Source organism: Lentimonas sp. CC4 (assembly GCF_902728235.1).
Classification (GTDB): domain Bacteria; phylum Verrucomicrobiota; class Verrucomicrobiia; order Opitutales; family Coraliomargaritaceae; genus Lentimonas.
The window spans coordinates 3,933,387-3,953,523 of the sequence record NZ_CACVBO010000001.1 but is presented as its reverse complement, the minus strand read 5'-3'; the positions used below and the strand labels follow the sequence as shown (position 1 = coordinate 3,953,523).

The 20,137-nt window shown below is 53.2% G+C and carries 18 protein-coding genes; 5 read left to right on the top strand and 13 right to left on the bottom strand.

Annotation, left to right across the window (positions count from 1 at the left end; translation table 11 throughout):
- Both GZZ87_RS16880 and GZZ87_RS16875 read right to left on the bottom strand, forming a co-directional pair.
- Window positions 1-939 (bottom strand): hypothetical protein, encoded by a 939-nt coding sequence (locus GZZ87_RS16880; protein WP_162025389.1) that lies wholly within the window; start codon window positions 937-939, stop codon window positions 1-3.
- Window positions 940-952: 13 nt separating this feature from the next.
- Window positions 953-1,279 carry a DUF2288 domain-containing protein gene (locus GZZ87_RS16875; RefSeq protein ID WP_162025390.1) on the bottom strand — a complete coding sequence of 109 codons (327 nt, stop codon included), beginning with the start codon at window positions 1,277-1,279 and terminating at the stop codon, window positions 953-955.
- A 262-nt stretch (window positions 1,280-1,541) separates the two neighbouring features.
- Between GZZ87_RS16875 and rpsA the strand changes: the two genes are divergently transcribed.
- Complete coding sequence (rpsA, locus tag GZZ87_RS16870; protein ID WP_244648149.1) at window positions 1,542-3,197, top strand: 30S ribosomal protein S1; 1,656 nt, start codon at window positions 1,542-1,544, stop codon at window positions 3,195-3,197.
- Between the two features lie 552 nt (window positions 3,198-3,749).
- Here rpsA and GZZ87_RS16865 read toward each other — a convergent pair.
- Together GZZ87_RS16865 and GZZ87_RS16860 are read right to left on the bottom strand one after the other, a co-directional pair.
- Window positions 3,750-5,342, bottom strand: a complete 1,593-nt coding sequence (locus GZZ87_RS16865) for a hypothetical protein (RefSeq protein WP_162025391.1) — start codon at window positions 5,340-5,342, stop codon at window positions 3,750-3,752.
- A gap of 90 nt (window positions 5,343-5,432) precedes the next feature.
- Window positions 5,433-7,124, bottom strand: coding sequence for a hypothetical protein (locus GZZ87_RS16860; RefSeq protein WP_162025392.1), 1,692 nt, complete (start codon window positions 7,122-7,124; stop codon window positions 5,433-5,435).
- Between the two features lie 209 nt (window positions 7,125-7,333).
- Between GZZ87_RS16860 and GZZ87_RS16855 the strand changes: the two genes are divergently transcribed.
- On the top strand, window positions 7,334-8,074 hold the full coding sequence (locus tag GZZ87_RS16855; RefSeq protein WP_162025393.1) for a class I SAM-dependent methyltransferase: 741 nt from the start codon (window positions 7,334-7,336) through the stop codon (window positions 8,072-8,074).
- Window positions 8,075-8,081: 7 nt separating this feature from the next.
- On the opposite strand, the gene GZZ87_RS16850 is transcribed toward GZZ87_RS16855, so the two are convergent.
- A complete protein-coding gene (locus GZZ87_RS16850) occupies window positions 8,082-8,849 on the bottom strand; it encodes a hypothetical protein (RefSeq protein ID WP_162025394.1) in 768 nt (255 codons plus the stop codon).
- A gap of 245 nt (window positions 8,850-9,094) precedes the next feature.
- Complete coding sequence (radC, locus tag GZZ87_RS16845; protein WP_162025395.1) at window positions 9,095-9,814, bottom strand: DNA repair protein RadC; 720 nt, start codon at window positions 9,812-9,814, stop codon at window positions 9,095-9,097.
- A gap of 101 nt (window positions 9,815-9,915) precedes the next feature.
- Here radC and rlmN point away from each other — a divergent pair, with 101 nt between their 5' ends.
- Entirely contained in the window at window positions 9,916-11,064 is a 1,149-nt protein-coding gene (rlmN, locus tag GZZ87_RS16840) for a 23S rRNA (adenine(2503)-C(2))-methyltransferase RlmN (RefSeq protein WP_162025396.1), read from the top strand.
- Window positions 11,065-11,158: 94 nt separating this feature from the next.
- On the opposite strand, the gene GZZ87_RS16835 is transcribed toward rlmN, so the two are convergent.
- The 6 genes from GZZ87_RS16835 to GZZ87_RS16810 form a co-directional block, all read right to left on the bottom strand.
- Window positions 11,159-12,418 carry a glutamate-5-semialdehyde dehydrogenase gene (locus tag GZZ87_RS16835; protein ID WP_162025397.1) on the bottom strand — a complete coding sequence of 420 codons (1,260 nt, stop codon included), beginning with the start codon at window positions 12,416-12,418 and terminating at the stop codon, window positions 11,159-11,161.
- 39 nt (window positions 12,419-12,457) lie between these two features.
- Window positions 12,458-13,444 (bottom strand): adenosine kinase, encoded by a 987-nt coding sequence (locus GZZ87_RS16830; protein ID WP_162025398.1) that lies wholly within the window; start codon window positions 13,442-13,444, stop codon window positions 12,458-12,460.
- A 103-nt stretch (window positions 13,445-13,547) separates the two neighbouring features.
- Window positions 13,548-13,940, bottom strand: coding sequence for a DUF3568 family protein (locus GZZ87_RS16825; RefSeq protein ID WP_162025399.1), 393 nt, complete (start codon window positions 13,938-13,940; stop codon window positions 13,548-13,550).
- A 39-nt stretch (window positions 13,941-13,979) separates the two neighbouring features.
- Window positions 13,980-14,969, bottom strand: coding sequence for a hypothetical protein (locus GZZ87_RS16820; RefSeq protein WP_162025400.1), 990 nt, complete (start codon window positions 14,967-14,969; stop codon window positions 13,980-13,982).
- 386 nt (window positions 14,970-15,355) lie between these two features.
- Window positions 15,356-16,702 carry an exodeoxyribonuclease VII large subunit gene (xseA, locus tag GZZ87_RS16815; RefSeq protein ID WP_162025401.1) on the bottom strand — a complete coding sequence of 449 codons (1,347 nt, stop codon included), beginning with the start codon at window positions 16,700-16,702 and terminating at the stop codon, window positions 15,356-15,358.
- Window positions 16,692-17,387, bottom strand: a complete 696-nt coding sequence (locus GZZ87_RS16810; protein WP_162025402.1) for a VTT domain-containing protein — start codon at window positions 17,385-17,387, stop codon at window positions 16,692-16,694. Before GZZ87_RS16810 ends, xseA begins: the two co-directional genes overlap by 11 nt.
- Before the next feature lie 92 nt (window positions 17,388-17,479).
- Between GZZ87_RS16810 and GZZ87_RS16805 the strand changes: the two genes are divergently transcribed.
- Window positions 17,480-18,088 (top strand): LysM domain-containing protein, encoded by a 609-nt coding sequence (locus tag GZZ87_RS16805; RefSeq protein WP_162025403.1) that lies wholly within the window; start codon window positions 17,480-17,482, stop codon window positions 18,086-18,088.
- Window positions 18,088-18,642 carry an NUDIX hydrolase gene (locus GZZ87_RS16800; protein ID WP_162025404.1) on the top strand — a complete coding sequence of 185 codons (555 nt, stop codon included), beginning with the start codon at window positions 18,088-18,090 and terminating at the stop codon, window positions 18,640-18,642. Before GZZ87_RS16805 ends, GZZ87_RS16800 begins: the two co-directional genes overlap by 1 nt.
- An 80-nt stretch (window positions 18,643-18,722) precedes the next feature.
- Here the strand turns inward: GZZ87_RS16800 and GZZ87_RS16795 are convergent, their stop codons facing one another.
- Window positions 18,723-20,126 (bottom strand): ammonium transporter, encoded by a 1,404-nt coding sequence (locus tag GZZ87_RS16795; RefSeq protein WP_244648148.1) that lies wholly within the window; start codon window positions 20,124-20,126, stop codon window positions 18,723-18,725.
- Between the last annotated feature and the right edge of the window lie 11 nt (window positions 20,127-20,137).

Below are 20,137 nucleotides of genomic sequence, written 5' to 3'. Positions count from 1 at the left end.
TTATTCGGCTGGCGCGGTGATTTCGGCGATGGCTTTGCCGAAATACTCCAGTTGGCCGTGTTCAAATGTGTCTGGTGCTTTGAATAGGAGTTTGAGGTCGGTGGATGCCTCTGGGAGGTCTTCGAGTGATCTTCTAGAGATGTTGTAGATCGTGCTGCGGGTGATTTGTCCTCGCGAGCCTAGGATGCCGATGGGTTCGATGGATCCGTGTTCAGTTTTTAGGCTGAAGTCGGAGGGCTTGAAAATCATGCGGTTCTCGCCGCCAATGACGTTCGGCTTCAGTGCGTGCACGTTGAGTTCGACCTGAAAAAGGCCTTTACCCGGGAACTCAAGCTTTAATGAGGCATCGGGAATACGTCGCTCTGCGCCAGGGGCACTGGTGTTTGTTTTGAGCCAGTCGGTCGAGGTAATTTCTACTCGGATCTGTTCGGATGGGTGTGGAGGTTGCGTGGTGGCGAATTCGACTGGGTATTGCGAGTCGATGAAGGTGATGTCCCCTTGTTTGATAGTGGAGTTCGGTAGAATGAAGATCGCTCCCCATCTTAGCTCTTCGGCTCCCCTGCTTTCCTTTGCTTCAATATCTTCGCGCTCTGGTTTGCTGAATGTGTCAATTCGGCCATCGCTGGTGATGGATGCGATGGGTGCGATATTGGTTCCATCTGCTAGGGTGAGTGCGATGTCAGCATAGCTGTGCTCCAGTTCTTCCTTTTCGTTGTCAGCATCTGCCCATTCGATCTTGAATCGAGCCTGCACGATGGCAAAGCGCTGGTCGTCTGGTAGTATTAGTTTCGAGTAGGGATTATAGTCGCTTCTGCTATCGGGCGCAGTGATTTCGCTCATTTGCCAGCCTAGGACTGATGGCTTTGTGAGTTCTGCACCGCTGCTGGTGGCGAGTGAGGCGATGAATAGGCTGATGCTGGCTAGATGTGGTTTTGTCATAGTTTATGGATTCTTAGGACTTGCTAATTGGCTGGGCGAGCACGAAGGGGCGCACAATCATGGCATTGAAATGTGTATCGCTCTGCTTCCAGTGTTCGGCATGTAGCTCGCAGGGTTGCACGAGGTCGCCAGATTTGAGCCAGGCTTTGACTTGTGCTTGGTCGTCGTTGGTAAAGGCTAGGCCTGCGGTTTTTAGGTCGAGGCTCGGGTCGACGTAGATCATGGAGTTAGCCTCAAAGTGGGGCTTTAAGTAGCTCCAGTCCACGTTTCCTGAGTATTTATCGAGCTTTTCTTCGTCGCTGGAATTGTCCTCTGCTGGGCTATATTGATCGTTGAGCATGGCTTTGTTGTGCGCAGAAATTCTGAAAGTTCAAAGTCTGAATTCAATGAAGCTGGGAAACTGGCGTAAAAATGCTGTTGTTTTGAGCCAGAAGTCGCAGCGGACCTAGTATTTTAGGCTTGCAGGCTTGGAGGGCAGGCCTACCTTTTCGCGTTCCTCTCACGATGCGCCCGCGCGTTGATGGGCATTCTGCCTTGAGAGGTGATATCAACAATAACCTCAACCACACTGCCGCTCCGGCGTGCAGTAACTTATATATAATATGAGCCTAATGGAAGAACTGCTGAAAAGCAGCACCGTAGACAACCTCGTAGAAGGTTCCATCATCAAGGGAACTATCATCGAAATCCGCCCAACCGAAGTCGTCGTCGACATCGGTGGTAAATCAGAAGGTATCGTGAACGCCAACGAATTCGTTGACATGAGCGAACTTCAAGTCGGATCCGAAATTGAAGTCTTTCTCGAAAAGCTCGAAGATAAAGAAGGTAACCCTGTTATCTCCTTCGACAAAGCAGAGCAAAAGAAGAACTGGGAAAAAATCGTCGAGAACTGTGAAGAAGGTTCGATCATTCAAGGTCGTGTCCGCTCCAAGGTTAAAGGCGGTCTTATCGTCAGCATCGGCGTTGACTCGTTCATGCCTGCTTCTCAAATCGACGTTCAGCCTCCTAAGAACCTCGATCAATATGTCGGTCAGACATACGACTTTAAGGTCATCAAGATCAACCTCGACCGTAAGAACATCGTTGTATCCCGTCGTGAGCTCATCGAAGAGCAACGTATGGAGAAGCGCCGTGCGCTGCTTGACGATGTGAAGCCAGGCGACACACGTCGTGGCCAAGTCAAGAACATCACTGATTACGGTGCATTCGTCGATCTCGACGGTCTCGACGGTCTCTTGCATATCACTGATATGTCATGGGGTCGTATCAACCACCCATCAGAAATGGTGAAGCAGGGTGAAGAGATCGAAGTGATGATCATCGAAATCGATCGCGATCGCGAGCGTGTATCCCTCGGTCTGAAGCAACTTGCGAACAACCCATGGGAGAAGATCGAAGAGAAATACCCAATCGGTGCTACGGTTTCCGGTAAGGTTGTTAATCTCGTTCCTTACGGTGCCTTCATCGAAATCGAAGAAGGTGTTGAAGGTCTGGTCCACGTTACAGAGCTTTCTTGGACAAAGCGTATCTCCAAGCCAAGCGAAGTGCTTAAGATCGGTGAAGAGATCCAAGCAGTGGTTCTCGGTGTTCAGAAGGAAGAGCAGAAGATCTCCCTCGGAACTCGCCAACTCGACACCAACCCATGGGATATGGCTCGCCATAACTACCCAGTGGGTGCACGCGTCCGTGGTAAGGTTCGTAACCTCACTACATACGGTGCATTCGTCGAACTTGAAGAAGGTATCGACGGTATGGTTCACGTTTCCGACATGTCTTGGACACGCAAGATCAACCACCCATCAGAGATGGTCAAGAAGGGCGACGAAGTCGACGCATTGGTCCTCGACGTGGATGCAGATTCACAGCGTATCTCTCTCGGCATGAAGCAGCTTGCAACCGATCCATGGGACGAAATTGAAACACACTTCAAGATCGGCGACATGGTCAAGGGCAAGGTATCCAAGATCACAAGCTACGGTGCATTTGTCGAACTCGACAACGACATCGACGGTCTCGTGCACATCTCGCAAATCAGCGAAGAGCGTGTTGAGAAGATCAAGGACGTGCTTAACGCAGACGACGAAGTCACTGCACGTGTTATCAAGATCGACAAAGACGACCGTCGTATCGGTCTCTCGATCAAGGCAGCGAACTACAGCGATGAAGACCTCGCTAAGGAACGCCAAGCCTTCGATAACGTCACTGGCACAGAAGACCTCACCAACCTTGGTGACCTTCTCGACCAAGCGACTAAGTAAGCGCTCGAAGTCTCCAAACTTTCAAAAGCCTCCGGTTCACACCGGGGGCTTTTTTTTGTGTTTGGATGGGGGGGGCTGGTTGCGGATCTTAAGTGGTAGCGCGTGTCTTTAGACCAATGCCATTGCATATTACCAGATTAGCAAAATTTAAATAGGATTACGTTCTAGCCATGCGTATTTTATGGCCACGAAAAGGCACAAAAAGACACAAACTTTTCTGCTATTTAGTTTTCGTGCTTCTTCGTGCCTTTTTGTGGCTAAAACTCAGTGGCTTTGATTATATTTATCCCCGAGAAGTAAGAAGGTTTGGAAATATGCAATGGCATTGGTTTTTAGACCGCGTTTACGTCAGATACGCACGCTGGTTCGCAGTGAAGATCGTAGCGACAGGCAGGAATGCAAAAGGAAAAGTAGGGGTGCTGCTTGCGGCACCCGCAAATGTTTGAGGCGTTACGAAACTCCGTGCACAGGTGGCCTTTGCGCGGTCTTCGCAAGCAAAGCCCCTACATTGGAGTGTTGAAGGGCGCAGTTGCGGAAGACTGCCGCCGTCCCTTACCTTACTTCGCTCGGTAGCTTCCTGACTCGATCCTTCAGGCGCGCCTTAGTGGTGACGTTGCTCTGCGTGGTGTAGGAACTACCTAAGTTCTGGATGCCACTGGCCAGAAACGCGTCGATCACGACGGCGTGTTTGCTGTCGGTCAGCACGCCGATGAATTGGCTGTTTTTAGTGAATGCTAAATCACCGCGCGAGGAGGCGAAGTCGGCAAACAGTTCACCCAAAGCAGGGCGTTCCATTTTGAGGAAGCGCGGGCTGCTGGTGAGGCGGCGGAATTCGCTGCGACCGAAGTTACTTTCGTCGTTCTTGACTAGCACGGCTTCTTCCCAGCGCTCAGGCTGGAGCGCAAGTTCAAACGTCTCGAGGCCAGAGGCCTCGACGTAACCCTTTGGGAGTGGGATGTAAATCAGGCGAGGGTCAGCGCTCAGGTAAGCGATCTGGTTCACCGGGAATTTGCGATTGCCGAGCAACACATCCATGCGCACGCCGAGCAAGTTCTCTGGATTTTTAGAAAAGGCAAAGGGCGTGTCTGCCGAGTGGGTGACTAGGTAGGTGCCAGTGGTGTCTGAAACTAAGATACTTTTACTTTCGTAGTTACGCGTGACCGGACTGCCAATGAGTGGTTTCTCTGTGGAAGTGAAACGAATCGTCGCACGGTTGTTTTGGAAGCGGGTGAAGATTTCGCTCATCGTGCGTGGGCGGCTAGCATCCATCTCTTCGATGATAGTCTCTGAGGATTGCGTAAGTTCGTTCACGCCCGCGCCGAGTTGAGAGACACCCGCACCGAGTTGCGAGACGCCCGCGCCCAGCTGTGTGACGCCTGCGCCGAGTTCAGATACATTCTCGGTTAAGCGGCTGGCGTGGGCGATGGCTTGTTCCTTTTCCTGCTGCTCCTTGAATAGGCTTTGTTGTAGCATGGAGCGTTCGGCTTGTGCGACTTCGAGTCGTTGGTTGAGCGCTTCACGTTCTTGGTTGAGACGTGTGGTTTCTTCTTTCGCAGCCTTTAGTTCGGCTTCGCGTTGCGCGAGGGCGACTTCGCGTGCGATGAGGGCTTCCTCAGTTTGGCTCAGGCGCTCTTTCGATACGGAGCTTTCTTCTTTCAGTTGACCCAAGGTCTGTGTCAATTGCACGCGCTCGGAGTTAGCGTCTTCGAGTTTGGTGCGCGTGGTTTCAAATTTGTCGGCCAGATCTTGGCGGTCGGCTTCGAGTTTTACCTTCTCTGCGGCGAGCACCTGTTGTTCACTTTCGATCTCGGCTTTGGCTTCGGCTAACAACTTCGCTTCGGCTTCAGTGATTTCGAGGTTCTTCTGTGTCTCTGCCAATGCGGCTTCGCGTTCAGCGAGGATACGGGCTTTTTCGATGAGATCTTCGCGTGTTTCGCTTAGGTCTTCGTTGAGGTTGGAGCGCGATTCGAGTTCGGATTCCAGTGACTCTTCCAACAGACTGATCAACTCGGCCTCGGCACTGGCAGAGGATGCGCTCGCGTCGAGCGTGGCGACTGGTGCTTCCTCCGGTGGGTCAAAGCGTGCGAGCGCCAACATGCTCAGGAGCAGGAAGTCGCAGATGACGAGCATCAAAGTTTTGTTCATTGAAAAAGGAGTTAGAATTTAGGAGTTAGTAGTTAGGAGGTCGTGTAGATGTGAGCTAACTTCTAGCTCCTGACTCCTAACTTCTGTAAGTTACAGCTCGATGTTTTTCATCAGCGTCGACGGCGCTTCATTAGAACCGGCTTCGAGGATGAGTTTACGGCGGTAGGGGCGCAGGTGCATGACCTTGAGCATCGCTGTAAACAGGATGCCGAAGAGTGTCGAAGCATATGCGGCCATGAGGCTGGCTTCGACGATGCCGACTGCGACAAGGATCAAGGAGAGGACGGTGCCGCCGAGGCCGACGTAGAGACCGAAGTCGAACAGGTTTTCTTCATTATCAAGTAGCTTGATTTTCATGTCAGCGCTGAGTTGCTGCTTCGAGATTTCCCGTAGCTTGATTAAGCCGAAGGAATAGATGACGAGCTGTATGATGAAAAACAGCGCGAGCACGAGGAGGGTGACTTGGTTGAGTTCTTGCATGGCTTTGACGGGTGATTTGATTGCTGAAAGTGAGTCGGCGACGGCAAATTCGATCCGTGGCGTGTTGTCGGGGGCGGTTTCCTGTGATTTGAGGATGTCGGGCTCAAAGAAAGTCCAAATGGTGAGGACGACGACCAAACTGATCAAGATATCGCGTGCCATGACCATCGGGTTGGTGCGCGAGACGGTCGTAATATTGCCGATGCTCGCGCGCCATGCGCTGCCCATTGCAAAGGCAAAGGCGAGGCCGGCGAGGAAGAGTAGGGCGAATTTGAGTAGCTTACCGAGTGCGTTTTGCTGGAGTGTAATGGCGACGAAACTTTCAGGGCGGTAGGGCGCTAAAGTGGTTAAAATGGTGGCGGGGAGCGTGCTGGGGCGGTAGATCGGCAGGTCGGAGTCGATCAGTTTGCTGACGGCAGCGGAGCCGTTGCGCAGAGCTAGGTCGATGTCAGTGTTGCCCGTTTCGTCGTGCTCGGCGAGATAGGTATAGAGTCCGTCCGGATCTTGTGTGAACAGCAGCGCGGTGAAGTTTTCGTCGATACGCTCGGGCTGCGCGCGAAAGAGGGAGGCCATTTGTGACCAGTCGCTGAGTGTTTTAGTCATCTCGGCGAGGCTGGCGAGCGAGCGGTAGTCGAGCTGTCGGCCGAGTGAGAGGGTGCCAATGACAAAGTCTTCGCAGGCGATGACCGCATCGGGATTTCGGCTGGCGGCGAGTGTGGCTAAGTTGCCGATTTGTTGAGCGAGTGCGGGCTGGAAATGGCCGCCTTCAATGAGTAGGGCTAAGGTCAGCACGCCAGAGTCGTAGGGTGCACCGGCGGCGTGGCTCGCTGGGTGTAAGCGTAACAGGCCGGTGAGATCGCGGATGTTAAGGAGCGCGGCAATATTACGGTTGTTGGATGTGGCCAGTGTGGCGCTCAATGCTGCTCGTTCCACACGTGGCAGGAGTTGAGGGATGACGGCGGCAGCGCGACGTGAATTCACGCTGCTCTTTAAATAGTCTTCAAAACTGCGATCGGGACCGCCTGTTAGCGAGAAATCCGGATTCTTTTGGAGTAGCTCTACGATGCGTGCTTGGAGCAGGGGAGCTTCGATCTGCGTGGCTGCGGCGATACGTTGAGCGGGGCCGATATAGGCCGCGTTCACTTCTTCCCAGAGTTTGTTTTCGACGGATGTGCCGTTGGCGCCTGCCAGCTCAATGACACTTTGATCGATCGAGCGTATGTGTGCAGGCACAAGCAGCGCTGCCATTGCTAGGCAGCTGGCAATGAGCAGAAGGGTAATGGTTTTGATAAAAGCGACCATGTGGTGATTTTGGTCAAACTTTGGAGACAACAGTTCCAGAGGCAAGCCGTAGATGTGACGAATTGTGTCTCATTGTAGGGGCCGTGCTTGCGCGGACCGCGAAGTTTCGAGAGGTTTCTATGTTGTCGCGGTCTTCGCAAGCAAAGCCCCTACGCCCGCGTGCCAGATAAGAGTTGCCAGATCGTGGGGATACACCGTTTTCTCAGTCCATGGATCGCGAAACTGTGCTCAAATATTTTGATTCTGAATCCGTGGTGGATCACTACGCGAAGGCGGCGGCGCGTCTGGGGCTATGGGAGTCGGAGGAGAAGATCTTTACTCGCGTTTTCCAGCAGGAGGATTCGTTGCTGGAGCTAGGCTGTGGAGCGGGGCGTATCGCGTTTGGCCTGCATGAGCTGGGGTATCAGAATATCATGGCGACGGACTATTCTGCAGAAATGATCAAGCGAGCGCAGCATCTGTCGACGCTGCTGGAATACAATATGCCACTGCGCGTGTGTGATGCGACGGATCTAGAGTTTGAGGATAATGTCTTTGATGGCGCGATTTTTGGGTTCAATGGCTTGATGCAAATCCCGCAGGCCGCGCAGCGCGAGCAGGCGCTGAGTGAGATCTTTCGCGTGATTCGCCCAGGCGGGTGGTTTGTCTTTACCTCGCATGATCGCGATCGCTCGCCGCACCGTAGCTTTTGGATTCAGGAGGAGCAGCGCTGGGAACAGGCAGAACAGTCTGCCGAGCTCGATGATTTTGGTGATCGCACAGAAACGACTGATGATGGTGCGCACTATATGCACGTGCCCTCGGTGCAGGAAATGGAAACGGTGCTGGAACGGGTCGGTTTCCGGATCGAAGCGACAGTCATGCGCTCGCAGCTCGCGCACGAGTCACGGGAGGTGGATGATTTCTCCGACGACTGCCGTTTCTGGGCGGTGCAAAAGCCGGAGGTTTAGTCGTGCATTACCAATTCACAAAATGCTCCAGTGCCTTTTCGCTATACCAGTCCTTAATGATCACGCCGTTGTAACTGATGCGCATCGCCAGTCCTTTTAGGCTGTCTCGGGCGCTTTCATGTTTCTCGCCGGTTTTGTATGTGCTCCCCGATGATAGGTAGGTGACACTGTAAGTGGTTGATACTTTACTTTTTATAATCGGAATGCTCGAGGTCTCGAAGGCTTCTGTCTTACCTGCTTCTAGCTCAGTCACTTTTTTGGATCCTTCGATAAACGTCCAACCTGCTTTGGGTAATGAAGAGCTGCCGTTGCTGGCTGCATTGGCCGCGCTATGATCGGCTGATTTCTTATAGAGCCGATATTGCACCTGCATATTCTTCATCTTGATTTTACTCAGGTTGCGCAGCTCGATGGTAAAGCTAGTTTGTTGCGCGGTATACTTCGTGCTTTTTTGGGCTAGTTTTGTTTCTGCCTTTATCATGATGAAGTCATGAATCGTTTGTTGCATGATCCAGTGGTATATCATCCTCTGACTTGCTGCATCTAGGATTTTGGGAGCGATCCAGATTTTTTTATCGGAGTCGAGTAGCGAAATCTGAATGAGTTGTTCGTTGATGTCGTAACGTATGAGTCTACACTGGATCTCTTTTCCTGATTGGTTCTGTAGCGTGACGCTGGAGTCTCTTATATCTTCGAAGAGCCGACTGGCAGCCGTGGCGTGTGTGGTTAGGTTTAATGCGAGTGCTACAATGATGCAGAATATGATCTGCGACAATCCGAGTGTTTGATGCCTTATAGTGACAAATAAATGCATGAGACTGATCTAGTCGATTGAGCTTCGGGTGCTAGTGTTTTCTTGTTTGCTCTGACCTTTCAGAGCGTTATCGGCCGAATCATAAAAAGATCCTATTATGATTCGCTGCAAGTCATTAACTTAAAGACGTCAGTATTATTAGGTAGTGGCCCCTGAGCAAAGGTCGAACGGGCAATGTTAAGCGTTCGAGGTCTGTGCCGAAGTCACTAAATCAAGCCGGCCTCGTTGAAGCTGTAAAACCCGATGCCGTGGGGGTCTTTATTGCGCTGGCCGACGACAATGTGGTCGATCAAGTCGATACCGATGATTTTGGCGGCTTCGCGGAGTTGGCGTGTCACTTGTATATCGGCGCGACTTGGTGCGGGGTCGCCACTCGGATGATTGTGCACGACGATGATGGCAGAGGCGCTGAGTTTAATGGCTTCTTTGAACACCTCACGTGGATGCACTAAGCAGGATGAGGCCGTGCCTTTTGACACTTCGATGCGTTGAATTAGGCGATTTTTACGATCGAGGCACAACGCCCAGAAATGTTCGACTTCTTTGCCCGCGATCAAGGTGCGAAAGTGGCGAGCGACGACTTCGGGTGTATCAAAGATCGTTTCGACCGAGTCGTCTTCTTTTAAAATACGGCGAGCGAAGTCCATCACCGCCATCAGTTGCAGGGACTTCACTGTGCCGATCCCTTTGATGGTTTGAAAATCTGCGGCGCTCCAGCGCAAGAGGTTGGTGAGCGAGCCGGCTTTGTTGATGAGCTCGCTGGACATGGTGAGCACATCGATGCCGTGCGGGCCGCTACGCAGAATCATCGCGAGTAGTTCACTGTCGCTCAGTGCTTCGGCCCCGTGTTTGGCGAGCCGTTCCTGTGGGCGCTCGCTGGCGACCATATCTTTCATGCGGCGATTGGTGGGATATGGAGTGCTCATCTGTTCACTTAAGGTGGTGTGTTTTCTAATTTTTGCAATCTCGAAGTGTCAGTTGGCAGATTTCGATGGAGATTCTGAAAAATCCGTGCAAGTTCGCCCTCGTGAAATTTACACCTGCAAAACCGAGCCTGTTTGGCGAAACCTTGGAAAGTCTGAAAGAGAGCGTCGTCGCGGCGGGCTTTCCTGCGTTCCGCGCAAAGCAGGTCATGGAATGGCTCTACAAGAAGCGCGTCGATGAGTGGGATGCGATGAGCAATCTGCCGAAGGCGTTTCGTGCGTGGTTGGATGAGCATTACATTATGTATCCGACGGATTCACTGCTGGATAAGCGCTCGGACGATGTGACGCAGAAGTTTTTGTTGCAACTTGAGGACGGGGCGCTGATCGAGACGGTTTTGATTCGTGCGCCACAAACAGGCGTGGGGCAAGAGAGCTCGCGCAAGACTGTGTGTGTGTCGATCCAGGTGGGTTGCGCGTATGGGTGTAAATTCTGTGCGTCGGGCTTGGCTGGTTTTAAGCGTAATCTGATGGCGGCGGAAGTCGTCTCTCAGTTGATGCACATCTGTAAGATGGAGGATGCGCATACTAAGCGTGCAAAGGAGGAAATCGCTTCCTTCGATAACATCGTGTTCATGGGCATGGGTGAACCACTTGCGAATTATGAGTCGCTGGTGCAGACGATTAAAATTTTGAATGCGGATTGGGGACTGAATTTCGGTGCACGCCGCATTACGGTGTCCACTTCAGGCTTAGCGCCGAGGATCATGCAGTTGGCCGAGGAAGGCGTGGCAGTGCGCTTGGCCATTTCGCTTCACGGTGCGACGAACGAGGTGCGCAGCCAAATCATGCCGGTGAATAAAAAATACCCGTTGGAAGAACTGATCCCTGCTGCGAAGGCTTTTAAAGATCGGCACGGTCGTATGTTGACCCTCGAATTTATTATGATCGAGGACATCAACGACAGTCTGGATCAGGCCAAGGAGTTGACGAAGATCGCGCGCGAGCTGCATGCGCACGTGAACTGTATTCCGTATAATAAGGTGGAAGGCCTTGAGTGGAAGCGCCCGAGTGTGCGCCGCCAAGATGCGTTTGTAGATGTGCTCCGCAAGGGCGGTGTGTCGGTGACGATTCGCCGCGAGAAGGGGCACGATATTAATGCGGCCTGCGGTCAGTTGCGTTTGAAAACCGAAAAGGCGATGGCCGAAGCGGAGAGCAAGCCGAGTAGTCCGTATATTGATCCGAAGGCGTAGGGGGAGTGAAGTGATACAGGCATTCCTGCCTGTTCTGTAGAACCGGGACTGACTCTTACGGAACAGACAGGAATGTCTGTATCACTTCTAAGCCTTACCGCACCTCGCCTTTTCCGTGGATCACGTATTTATACGTGCAAAGCTCGTTGAGTCCCATTGGGCCGCGGGCGTGCAAACGATCTGTAGAAATGCCGATCTCGGCGCCTAGGCCAAATTCGAAGCCATCGGTGAAGCGTGTCGATGCGTTGTGATACACGGTGGATGCATCCACACCAGCAAGGAACAAACGAGCGGCGTCGGCATCTTCGGTGATGATCGCGTCGCTATGTCCAGAGCCGTTGTTGTTGATCAGTTCGATGGCGTCTTTGGTGTCGGCGACGACGGCGATTGAAATGATAAGATCGGTGTATTCCGTGGCAAAATCTTCGGGAGTCGCATCGACGAGTGGTAGGCCGGTGCCACTGAGAATGGCTTTGGCCTTTGCTTCGACGCGCAGTTCAACGCCGTTATCGTGCAGTGCTTTGGCGAGCTGTGGTAGTAGCGCGGTGGCGTCTTGGTGCACGAGCAAGTTTTCTGCGGCGTTACAGACGCTGGGGCGCTGACACTTGGCGTTGATGAGAATGGATTCGGCCTTTTCAGGATCGGCCGCGGCATCGATGTAGATCGAGCACACGCCAGTGTAGTGCTTGATCACGGGGATACGGCTATTCTCCACAGTGAAGCGGATGAGGCTCTCGCCACCACGTGGAATGATGCAGTGAATCGTGTCGTCTTGCTTGAGTAGGACATTGAGCGCGGCGCGATCCGTGGTAGGTATGACTTGCACAGCATCTTCGTTGATGTCGCATGCTTTGAGCGCGGCGCGAATGATTTCGGCTAGCTTCATGTTGCTATTGAAAGCTTCCTTGCCACCACGAAGAATGGAGGCATTGCCGGATTTGAGGCAAAGGATGGCGCAGTCCACGGTCACGTTGGGCCGCGATTCGTAGATGATGCCGATCACGCCCATGGGCACGCGGATTTTGCGCAGATCAAATCCCTTCGGCGGTGAAAGGCGCTCGATCTCTGCGCCGACAGGATCGGGCAGGGCGGCGACTTGTTGCACGCCTTCGGCCATGGCTGCGATGCGCTCGGCCGTTAGGCTGAGGCGCTCTAGCATTGGGCCTGAGAGGCCGTTGGTCTTGGCCGCTTCGAGGTCGAGTGCATTGGCTTCGATGATGGCATCGGTCTGCTCGACGAGATCTGTTGCTAATTGCTCTAGGAAACGGTTTTTCGCTTCAGTGGAGAGTGTCGCGAGGTCGAGCGATGCGGCGCGCGCACGCTTGGCAATGCCTTCAATGAGAGTGGTGATCATGAGAATTAGGAATTAGGAATTAGGAATTAGGAGTCGGCATTATGCGTGGATGGCGCTCATGATGTCATCCCAGACATGCGGCGGAAGGACGCTGCCTTGGACTTGGACGACGGCGGCTCCGAGAATGGAGCCTGCCTTTGCGGCTTTAAAGAGGGACTGACCTTGTGACCATCCGTGTAGGAATCCAGCCGCCCAGAGATCGCCAGCGCCTGTGGTATCGACCACTTTGGCTGCATGCATTGGCTCGATTTTGGTGATGGTGCCGGCGTGGGCGATGTAGGAACCATGTGCGCCGACTTTGACTGCTGCGATGTCGCAGTATCTGGAGAGCTTTTTAGCCATTGCAGGGTAATCGCCTTTGATACCGGTGAAGGCTTCGGCTTCTTCTTCGTTGGCAAAGACGATGTCGACGTAGTTCTTTAAGATATCTGGGAGGATTTCGCTGGTGGCGTTGACGACTTCGAAAGAGGCGAGGTCGAGGCTGATGGTGCAGCCTGCTTCGTTAGCCGATTCGAGCACGCGCATCATGAGCGCTTCATTAAAGAGGAGGTAACCTTCGATGTGGGCGTGATTGCAGCCTGCAAAGTCGGCGGCCGAAATTTCTTCGGGGGCGAGTGTCATGGCTGCACCGAGATTGGTGCGCATCGTGCGTTCGCCATCAGGTGTGACGAGGGAGACGCATTGACCGTTGGGCACATTTCCGATCTTGAAGCGTGCGCAATCGCCGCCGAGCTTAGCGAATTGTTCGCGATAGAACTCACCTTCGGAGCAGTTGCCTGTTTTGCCGAGAAAGCTGGTTTGGCTGCCCATGCGAGCGAGCGCAAAGAGGGTGTTGCCGGCTGAGCCGCCTGGAGCTTTGACGGGTTGAGCGGGGAGTGCTTCCAGTAGTTTGTTAATTCCTGTGGCATCGACGAGCACCATGCCGCCCTTATCGCCATCGATTTGCTCTATGAAGCTGTTCTCTACTTGGGCGATTGCATCGACGATGGGGCTGCCGACGCCTATAATGGTAAATGGTGCATTCATATGTGGATAGTGTGTGGAAGTTGATTTTGAGGAGGGTGAAGAGAACATAAAAAAACCGCCGATCCAAGTGGAAAGGCGGTTTGGAAAGGTTTTGTGTGGTCAATTACATCTCGTCGCGAATTTTCGCGTAGATGACTTGTGACTGTGGTAGGTCACCTAGAGTGCCAACGCGAATACGGATCTGAGACTCGCCAGCTGCGATTTGCTTGATACGAACGACGACTTCTTTGTCACCGACCATACGTGCGTAGATCATGATGTAGTCATTCTTGTGGAGCTCGGCAGTGCGAAGGAGCCCCATGTCATCCATTGCACGAATTGCAGTTAGGAATACGGCGTCTGCGTCATCGGCGATCGGCGCGTAGAAGTAGCCTCCCTTGTATTTGGCAGTCTGCTGTTGCCCTGTCATCGGATCGATTGCGACGGGGGTCGTGCAGCCTGAAAAGAGGACTACGGTGAGTGTTAGAAGAGAGAGGATTATTGCTTTCGCTTTCATATTTATAGACATAAGAAAGTAATTTTGAGGAGAGTGCAATCAGAAGCTTTTAACATATATCGTTCCGTTCGAATCTTTAAACAGCAGCTTTTGGTCACGTGTTCCAACGAAAACGAGCCCGGTGGCGGCATCGACAGTGTCATTTATATTGTAATTGTCGCCATTGAGCATGATACGGGCTCGTGCTCCGGTGCGTAGGCCCCCGATGTGGACGTTTTGAAGATATTGCGACACGGCTTCTTTGAGCGCTTCGTTGGCGGCGGCTCCGGCAGCCGCTTTCGCATTAGCAGCAGCTTGGGCGGCAGCATCACTTGCCTTCACGGTAGCAGCTTCAGCGTTCGCGGTGGTGACGGCTTCTGCAGTTGGAGCTTCTTGAGTGTCGGTCACGTCCTCGCGCATGCGATCCGCCGCGCTATCGATCGTAATCTTGGCACGTGTAATTGGGTTACTGAGAGTCGCCTCTTCTGACGTTAATTCTTCGGTGGTTTCCGGTTGATCGCTTTGGAAGAGATACCAGATCCCGCCTGCGGCTGCGGCGAGTATTAAGAGTAGGGCCGCGACGATTAAAATACTGCCGAGTGGATCGTCTTTAGGGGGAGGTGAGGGGATCGGTATGGGCTTGTTTGCTGTGGGGTTGGGCTCATCGCTACGGAGGCGGATTGGCTGCTCTTTGGGGAGTGGCGGTGGAGTCTCGTGGGCGGATGTAGGTGGATTCGTTGGTGGTGTCGGAATTGGTTCGACCGCAGGTGTCGCTGCAATGGGGGGGGGCGTTGGTTCGACTACTGGAGTTGCTACAATGGGTGCCGGAGTTGGCTCAGTTACTTTTGTCGCTGCGATGGGCGGTGGAGTTTCTTGCGGACTAGCAGTCCGTAGGGTTTCTGTGGGCTTAGAATCTGCCTTTTGTGTGATAGGAGGAAGGACGGGCGCGCTCTCTTGGGGAGTCGGGGCACTCTTTTGCTTGTCCGGTTGGCTCCTCGAGCTGGATAGTTTCAATTTTAACGGTTTGGGCTCGCCTGATTCTTCGGTCATATGCGGTGGACGTTAGAGGCTAGATTTTATTAGGTAAACTGAATTTATGTCGATTTTTCGAGTGCTTTATTCTTTAGGAGTTTCTTTACGGTCTGATGTCCGATTCAAATCGATTCGAGTTCGGCAGAGAGTGCTGCTGATGCCGCCGTGACCTCTAAAAAAAGCTGAGGCTCGACCCCTAATAAAAGGAGTCGAGCCTGCTTACTAACCCTAACTAACTTAATGAAAAAAACCAACCTATGCTGATTTCAGAACGCGTTTCACTAAAAAGGTTCCGAAATAAATCCAGTATTCTAAAAAATGAAACGTGTTCACCAATTCTAGACCTGACGTTCTTGGAACAGTTCCTCAAAATAGCGCACTTTTCGGCGCACTAAAATGTGGCTCTATTTGAGCACCTTCAACGTGAGGTCGCCGTCGTTTAAGCGAGCGGTTAGCTGGTCTTCTGCTTGGCCACTTTCGGCACTGCTGATAATCGCTCCGTCGGTGGTCTGAAGGATCGCGAACCCGCGCTTCAGTGTGGCGTTTAAGCTGCCGTTTTCTAGGCGCTTCTGTAGATGTAGTAGGTGCTCGCTCTTCGTATGCATGTCCACTTTCGAGGCTCGGCTCAGGCGGCGGTCGAGATTCTCGAGCGCTTGCCGTGCGAGACTTATTTTGATGCGAGGGTGGTGCTCTGCGAGACGCTGCGACTGTTGGGCGAGCATTGTGCGCTCACGCGTTAGGCGTGTTTGCAGCGATTGGCTGAGGCGGTTCTCCAGATCATCAAGCTGCATGCCGAGCATTTCGACCTGACGCGCAGGCGCGATGATGTGCATCTTCGCTTGAAGTGCGTCTAAGCTTTGGCGGCGCTCTGCAATGCCTGTCTCGATCCAGTAGCGTAGGTTGCTCTCGGCCTGTTCGAGGCGTTGCTCCGATTCGATCATGAGCGAAGAGATCAGTTCGGCGGCGGCGGAAGGGGTCTCGGCGCGTTTGTCCGCGACATAGTCTGTCAATACGATGTCGATCTCGTGGCCGACTGCGGAAATGACGGGAATCGGGCAAGCGACGACGGCGCGCGCGAGCACTTCTTCGTTAAATGCCCAAAGGTCTTCGATACTGCCACCGCCTCGGGTGATCACGACGAGGTCAAAGTCCTTACTTGCGCCGGCATATTCGAGCATCGTGGCGATTTCCTTTTCCGAGCCTTTGCCTTGCACACGTGCGGGGAAGATCACGACTTCGCCTTTATAGTTCCGGCGGTGAAGGATGCGCAGAAAGTCCCGCACTGCCGCGCCTGTGGGCGAAGTCACCACGGCAATGCGCATAGGTAGGGTAGGGAGCGGCTTCTTGAGGGATTTTTCAAATAGACCTTCGGCAGCGAGCTTCTTTTTGAGCCGCTCGAACTCCATTTGCAGTCGGCCTTGGCCGCTCTGGACGGTCATTTTTGCGATCAGTTGATAGCGACCATGTGGCGCATAGACTGAAAGGCTGCCAAATAGTAGCACTTCCATGCCGTCTTCGAGCTGGAATCCTTGTTGCGCGGCATCGCGGGCAAATAGCACACAGGGGAGCTGGCTGCCGGCGTCTTTGAGTGAGAAATAGACATGTCCCGAGCTTTGGCGCCGTAGGTTGGAGACTTCGCCTTGCACCCAGATCTGAGTGAAGCGACCTTCCAGCTGTGCCTTGATTTGACGCGTCAGCTCAGTGACTTTGAGCACCTGCTCAGAGGCGGGGGTGATGAGATTATCCAACATGGCTGGTCTGTGGTGTTCTAGAGCGATTGCGCAGCATGCGAGTGGCTAGGACGATGACAATTAGTAGTAGCACACCAGTTAAAGCGATGCCTGCATTGCCTTCGAACAGTGCGCCGCCAGTGACGATCAGCGCGATGGTGTAGAGGCTTTGAATCGGGAGCGATACGATGAGGTAGGGCTTCAGGCGCATGCCCATGACGCCCAGCGCAATATTCTGCAAGGGATAGGGAATGCCAGGGGTGATGCGTATGATGAGCCCCAAGCGTAGTGCACTCTTGTCGGATAGCTCTGGCAGTTTCCACTTCTTGAGTAGACGATTTTTCAAGAATCCGCGCAATGGGCCTGAGGCGAGTAGGTAGGTCCATGTCGTGCATACGCCCATCGTGGCAATGCCAATCAAGCAAGTCATGGGCATGCCGAAGCGAGGCCCCATGACGATGCCGAAGAGTAATAATAATGGGGTGAGTGGGGCACCCATACCCGGTAGTGTCGCGAGCGCGAGGATGAGTAGTAGCGGGTGCTCGGACAGATAAGTTTGCCCTGCGCGCCCGAGTTCGAGCCAATATTCGAGATCCGGATGCGCACTCCATGCATAGTAGAGCACGGATGCTCCAACGACTGCGGATATAAATAGCAGGAGTAGGATGCGGAAAAGACGCTTTGTTGGCTCTGGCTGGTTCGACATTCTCGCTAAGTTGGAAGCATTTTCTTTAAGTGGCAACCTTGCGTATCCCTTGCTTGCACAGTTCATCAAATCTCTTAGCGTGCTCAACCATTATGGAAGACGACGCACTTCAATCCCCTAACAATATGATCCCCGTTGCACTCGCAGTGTTCGGTATCGTTCTTGGCGGCGCAGGCCTCTATTTCGGTCTGACTGCGAATCAACGCCTCAATCCGCTCGATGAGACGCTCTCCGAGAGTGCGTCGAGTTCCGCGAAGATTGAGAAAGTTATCAATGGCTATGATACGCAGATTGCCGAACTTGCCGCGCAAGTTGCAGAGCAGGAGAAGACCATTGGTCGTCTACGGGTCTACAGCTCAGAAGGTGAACGGAATCTCAAGAAACTTGCTGCTGAATTGAGCGCCAATCGCGAGCAGATCGTGAAGACGGCCGGGAAGCTGAATGAATTTGCCGCTGCAGGCTTTCGTGCCCCAGCTCCGGCGCCAACGCCATCTGCACCGACTGTGACATCCAATGAGGGAGACCCAGTTGAAGCTGCGACTCCTGGCGACGCCACGACGTATGTGATCGCCGCTGGAGATAATTTTGGCAAAATCGCCACCAAGCATGGCGTCTCGGTGCAAGCAATCCTTGATGCGAATCCGAACGCAGATCCGCGTCGCCTAGCGATCGGGCAGACGATTAACATCCCTGCTAAGTAATGTCTGACCACACGCCGGCGACATGGGATTTATTAGACGATAAATTACTCTCGGCTTGCCGAGTTTGGGATCTACGCGCACGTCGCTATCGGCATCCCACTAAGGGTAACGAGGGGGAGTTCTACTATATTAACTCACGCGACTGGGTGATCGTGATCGCACGCACCCGAGCAGGTGAATTGATTTTGGTGCGCCAGTTCCGTTGGGGCACCGATGCACTGTCTTGGGAATTTCCCGGTGGGATCATCGACGATGGCGAAGATCCAGTGACCGCTGGTCTACGTGAATTGCAGGAAGAGACTGGCTATGTCGCAGAAAGCGGCCGTCTGATCGGGCACTGTAATCCGAATCCAGCGATTCTAAATAATCAGTGCCATGTCGTCTTTGCCGATAACGTGGAGCTGCATGACGATGGCACCGATTGGGACGAACACGAGGAGATTGAGGTTCGCGTGGTGCCCGAGGTGGATGTCTTTGAATGGGCCAAGGACTGCAAGATCGGTCACGCACTCGCGCTTACGGGCTTATTGTATTATCAGTTGATGGCGCGTTAGACTCTTTACGCGAGACTGCTTACAAAAAAAGCTCACCTCCCAGAGAGGTGAGCTTTGTGGTTTTTGTAATGTGGTATGGGCTATGCCAACTCTTCTTCTGGCAGGTCGGCGTAGACTTGGAAGTCGGCATAGGCTTCGTTGCCGTGCTCGCTAATGTCGAGGCCTTCCATTTCTTCCTCTTCAGTGACGCGTAGGCCGACTGTGCTTTTAATACCCTTGAAAATAAGAAAAGAGGTAGGGAAGACAAAGGCGAAGACTGCGAGCACGCCGATTGCTTGGATGCCCAGTTGCTGCGTGCCACCGTAGAACAGACCGTCAGAGACGAGGCCGCTATCAATTGCAGTGGTGCCGAAAAGTCCGATCGCGAGTGTGCCCCAGATGCCGCAGATCCCGTGCACGCTGACTGCGCCGACTGGATCGTCGACACGCATTTTTTGCTCAAGGAAGAGCACGGAGAATACGACCAAGATGCCGCCGATCAGGCCAATGAACATCGCACCCACAATACTGACGCTGCCACAGCAAGCGGTAATGCTGACGAGGCCTGCGAGGCAGCCATTGAGTGTCATCGATAAGTCCGGCTTTTTGAACTTCATCCATGTAGTCATTGTTGCGCCGATGCAACCTGCGGATGCGGCGATTAAGGTGACCATTGCGATATAGGCCATGTCGTCGACTGCGCCGAGCGTAGAGCCTGCATTGAAACCGAACCAGCCGACAATTAGAATGAAGCAGCCGAGCGTCGCCAGTGGCATGTTGTGCCCAGGGATGGGGAGTGGCTTGCCCTCTTTGTTGTATTTGCCTGTGCGTGCTCCCAGTGCCAGCGCACCGGCGAGACCTGCCCAAGCACCTACGGAGTGCACCACTGTCGAGCCCGCGTAGTCGCGCATGCCGAGTGCTGCTAACCAACCATCGCTGGCCCAGATCCAATGGCCGACGATTGGATAGATGATACAGGTGATGGCGATACTGTAGAAAATGTAAGCGATGAATTTGGTGCGTTCGGCCATTGCTCCTGATGCGATCGTGGCTGCGGTTGCCGCGAATACGACCTGGAAGAGCCACTCTGCTGAGATGAGGTTGGTCGCTGCGGTATCGTTGCCGACCATTAGTGCATCGCCCATGAATAGATAGCCTGTGCTCCATCCGAAGATGCCACCGATGCTATCGCCATACATGATCGCGTAGCCAACGATTGCGAAGCCGATCACGCCGAAACTGAAATCCAGCATGTTCTTCATCATGATATTACAGGCGTTTTTCGCACGAGTGAGTCCGGTTTCGACTAGCGCAAAGCCAGCCTGCATGAAGAACACGAGCACGGCTGCGAGTAGATACCAGAGAATGTCTCCTGTGTTTTGGCTTAGGTAGGCGGGGGCCTCTTCTTGTGCCGAGGCCACGAGTGGAAGTGCAACACAGCCTAGTGTCGCGATTCTTGCGAGCTTACTTGGCCACGATGGCATAATGGATGAGTCTGTATTCATTGTTTTTTGTG